The sequence below is a fragment of the Enterobacter sp. 342 genome, from assembly GCF_036663495.1.
GTDB lineage: Bacteria > Pseudomonadota > Gammaproteobacteria > Enterobacterales > Enterobacteriaceae > Enterobacter.
The window spans coordinates 45,049-48,130 of sequence record NZ_JAWUEI010000026.1 but is presented as its reverse complement, the minus strand read 5'-3'; the positions used below and the strand labels follow the sequence as shown (position 1 = coordinate 48,130).

At 51.5% G+C, this 3,082-nt stretch carries 3 protein-coding genes and 4 tRNA genes; 4 read left to right on the top strand and 3 right to left on the bottom strand.

Annotated elements, in window-relative coordinates:
* Window positions 1-3: 3 nt before the first annotated feature.
* Window positions 4-79: transfer RNA gene (locus tag V6E55_RS18700), tRNA-Ala, on the bottom strand.
* A 41-nt stretch (window positions 80-120) separates the two neighbouring features.
* A tRNA-Ala gene (locus V6E55_RS18695) sits at window positions 121-196 on the bottom strand.
* A 217-nt stretch (window positions 197-413) separates the two neighbouring features.
* Here V6E55_RS18695 and V6E55_RS18690 point away from each other — a divergent pair.
* The gene (locus tag V6E55_RS18690; RefSeq protein ID WP_114977596.1) at window positions 414-776 is read left to right on the top strand and encodes a YfeC-like transcriptional regulator; all 363 of its coding nucleotides are present in this window, start codon (window positions 414-416) and stop codon (window positions 774-776) included.
* A 1-nt stretch (window position 777) separates the two neighbouring features.
* Window positions 778-1,170 carry a YfeC-like transcriptional regulator gene (locus V6E55_RS18685; protein ID WP_236919661.1) on the top strand — a complete coding sequence of 131 codons (393 nt, stop codon included), beginning with the start codon at window positions 778-780 and terminating at the stop codon, window positions 1,168-1,170.
* Window positions 1,171-1,215: 45 nt separating this feature from the next.
* On the opposite strand, the gene gltX is transcribed toward V6E55_RS18685, so the two are convergent.
* Window positions 1,216-2,631, bottom strand: a complete 1,416-nt coding sequence (gene gltX, locus V6E55_RS18680; RefSeq protein ID WP_028016177.1) for a glutamate--tRNA ligase — start codon at window positions 2,629-2,631, stop codon at window positions 1,216-1,218.
* A 258-nt stretch (window positions 2,632-2,889) separates the two neighbouring features.
* Here gltX and V6E55_RS18675 point away from each other — a divergent pair.
* Both V6E55_RS18675 and V6E55_RS18670 read left to right on the top strand, forming a co-directional pair.
* Window positions 2,890-2,965: transfer RNA gene (locus V6E55_RS18675), tRNA-Val, on the top strand.
* A 42-nt stretch (window positions 2,966-3,007) separates the two neighbouring features.
* Window positions 3,008-3,080 (top strand) — tRNA-Val (locus V6E55_RS18670).
* Window positions 3,081-3,082 lie beyond the last annotated feature (2 nt).

The window sequence follows — 3,082 nt, the reverse complement described above, 5'->3', positions numbered from 1 at the left end:
TTTTGGTGGAGCTAAGCGGGATCGAACCGCTGACCTCTTGCATGCCATGCAAGCGCTCTCCCAGCTGAGCTATAGCCCCACATGTTACTTTACTGACCGCACTCTGTTGGGTTCAGAGTTTGGTGGAGCTAAGCGGGATCGAACCGCTGACCTCTTGCATGCCATGCAAGCGCTCTCCCAGCTGAGCTATAGCCCCATCGTAAAGCTGTCATGTTGACGGGCGGCATAATATGAATTCCGCTGCGGAGTGTCAACGGCAAAATCAATGACCGCTGCTCAATCGCCGAAAAATCATGCAAATGAATCACTTTGCGAGCCTGCTCGCAGTCATGAGTTAAGCCTGTCACGTTTTCACGTAAAACGGTGCTATAAAATGAACCGTTAATTAACCCTACAAATATTCAGGAAATTGCATGATCAAGGAACGAATGACGCCAGAAGAGTTAGCCCTGCTCACTGGCTATAGCCGCCAGACCATCAATAAATGGGTACGTAAAGAGGGTTGGATTACATCACCAAAACCGGGAGTCCAGGGCGGAAAAGCGCGTCTGGTACATGTGAACGAAAAAGTGCGTGACTTTATCCGCAGCGCACGCCGGGCAACTGAAACGTCCGATATACCAGAAGGCACCAGCCATGATGGTTCGCTTCATACCCTGCTCCTGACGCTGGCCAATGAAATGACTCCGGAAGAGCAGAAGCAAATGACATCATTGTTACTGCGGGAAGGGATAACCGGATTGTTGCAACGTTTAGGGATTCGCGACCAGAACTAATATGAAAAGATTACGTAGTAAAATGACCACGGAAGAGTTGGCGGAGAGTTTAGGTGTTGCCAGACAGACCATTAATCGCTGGATACGTCAACAGGGTTGGAAAACTGAAGGGCTCAATGGCGTGAAAGGCGGTCGGGCGCGGCTAATCCATGTTGATGCGCGCGTGAAGGAACATATTATGAGCCTCCCGGCTATCCGTACTCGCCAGGCGGTTTACCATCTGGCAGAAGTCCCCTCATCATACAGTGACCCCTCGCCAAACCTGCGTTCGGGCATTATCGAAACGCTGGAGAGTTTGACTCAGCTTGAGCAGAAGCGTCTGGACACATTACTGAAACGTGAAGGTATACGCGGCTTTCTTACACGCCTGGGTATTGCCGAATCAAATACATAAAAAAAACGGCAGGTTACCCTGCCGTTTTTCGTCCAGAAGACTTAATTACTGCTGATTTTCGCGTTCAGAGATAAAGTCCAGCGCCTTGTTAATACGCGCCACACTACGCGACTTGCCGATGGCGTGGACAGTCACATCCAGCGCCGGGGACTGACCCGCACCGGTCACCGCAACGCGCAATGGCATGCCCACTTTCCCCATGCCGACTTCCAGCTCATCAGCAGTTGCCTGAATGGCGTGATGCACATTTTCTGCAGTCCATTCGGTAAGAGCAGCCAGCTTGTCACGCACCACTTCCAGCGGCTGACGCGCAACCGGGCGCAGATGTTTCTTCGCGGCGTCCGCGTCGAACTCATCAAACTCTTCATAGAAGTAGCGGCAGCTTTCGGCAATCTCTTTCAGTGTCTTGCAGCGCTCGCCGAGCAGTTTCACCAGATCCGCCAGCTCTGGGCCAGTACGGGTATCAATATTTGCCTGCTCAATGTGCCACTGCAGGTATGTCGCGACATATTCAGGCGGCATGGTATTGATGTAATGGTGGTTCAGCCACAGCAACTTGTCGGTATTAAATGCACTCGCCGATTTGCTCACAGAGCTCAGAGAGAACAGATTGATCATCTCTTCGCGGCTGAAGATCTCCTGGTCACCGTGAGCCCAGCCCAGACGCACCAGGTAGTTCAGCAGCGCTTCCGGCAGATAACCATCATCACGGTACTGCATGACACTGACCGCGCCATGGCGTTTAGACAGCTTTTTACCATCGTCGCCGTTAATCATGGAGACGTGCGCATAGACTGGAACAGGCGCATTCAGCGCTTTCAGAATGTTGATCTGGCGTGGGGTGTTGTTGATATGATCTTCACCACGAACAACGTGCGTAATTTCCATATCCCAGTCATCAACCACAACGCAGAAGTTATAGGTTGGAGAACCGTCAGTACGGCGGATGATCAGATCGTCCAGCTCCTGATTGCTGAATTCGATCGGGCCACGGATCTGGTCGTCGAAGATCACTGAACCCTCTTGCGGGTTAGCAAAACGCACCACGCATGGCTCATCAGCAGCATGTTCGCTATGGTCGTGGCGGCAGCGGCCGTCATAACGTGGCTTCTCACCGTTCGCCATTTGCTCTTCACGCAGCGCGTCCAGACGCTCTTTGGAGCAATAGCATTTATATGCCGTGCCCGCGACCAGCATCTCATCAATCACAGCGTTATAGCGGTCAAAACGTTTGGTCTGGAAGTATGGGCCTTCATCCCATTCCAGATTCAGCCAGTTCATACCATCCATGATGGCTTCAATTGCTTCCGGCGTGGAGCGCTCAAGATCGGTGTCTTCAATACGCAGGACGAACTCACCTTTGTTGTGACGAGCAAAAAGCCAGGAATAGAGAGCAGTACGAGCACCACCGACGTGCAGATAGCCTGTCGGGCTCGGCGCGAAGCGAGTTTTGATTTTCATGAAATGGCCTTACGTTATAAAGATGCCGGTATTCGGCAAATCCTGGGGAAAAAACGATGGGCAATATTCTATCACTGTGGGGGGATTCCTCAATCTTGATCCCTTTATCGTGACCGAGTTTGCTATTTTTGTTTAGAAATCATGCTCCATCGCCCATTTCGCGATCGTTTTGTTTAATTTTACGACGAACGAATAAAAACTTTAGAAAATGCGTTGACTCATTTTCAACTCTCCCTATAATGCGACTCCACACAGCGGGGGTGATTAGCTCAGTTGGTAGAGCATCTCCTTTACACGGAGGGGGTCGGCGGTTCGAGCCCGTCATCACCCACCATCTACTTCACGTAGACTCGCAGTGTAGATAAGAATTGAGAATGGGCGATTAGCTCAGTTGGTAGAGCATCTCCTTTACACGGAGGGGGTCGGCGGTTCGAGCCCGTCATCGCCCACC

Excerpts from the sequence above, each read along its gene's own strand:
- V6E55_RS18690 (WP_114977596.1), top strand. The coding sequence starts at position 414 with ATGATCAAGGAACGAATGACGCCAGAAGAGTTAGCCCTGCTCACTGGC.
- V6E55_RS18685 (WP_236919661.1), top strand. The coding sequence starts at position 778 with ATGAAAAGATTACGTAGTAAAATGACCACGGAAGAGTTGGCGGAGAGT.
- gltX (WP_028016177.1), bottom strand. The coding sequence starts at position 2,631 with ATGAAAATCAAAACTCGCTTCGCGCCGAGCCCGACAGGCTATCTGCAC.